Source organism: Cryobacterium sp. 10I1, from assembly GCF_035019805.1.
Classification (GTDB): Bacteria; Actinomycetota; Actinomycetes; order Actinomycetales; family Microbacteriaceae; genus Cryobacterium; species Cryobacterium glucosi.
Map to the genome: position 1 here is coordinate 1 of NZ_JASJVF010000680.1, position 243 is coordinate 243.

The 243-nt window shown below is 73.7% G+C and carries 1 pseudogene; it reads left to right on the plus strand.

Features of this window, described 5'->3' with window-relative positions:
* Window positions 1-243: pseudogene (locus QN345_RS20315) on the plus strand (Fpg/Nei family DNA glycosylase); the annotation flags it as partial.

A 243-nucleotide genomic window follows, 5' to 3' on the forward strand; every position in this document is an offset into this window, starting at 1 on the left:
GTGTTGCCCATCGGGGAGGAAGGCGCCAGGCTCGACTACCTCGGCCCCGACCTGCTCGGCGCCGACTGGGACCCCGCCGAGGCCGTGCGCCGCCTGGAGGACCGGCCCGAGCGTCCGATCGCGGTCGCACTCGCCGACCAGGCGAACCTCGCGGGTCTCGGCAACGAGTACGTGAACGAGCTCTGCTTCCTGCGGGGCGTGCTGCCCACCCGGCCGGTGGCCGACGTGACGGATGTCGCCGGT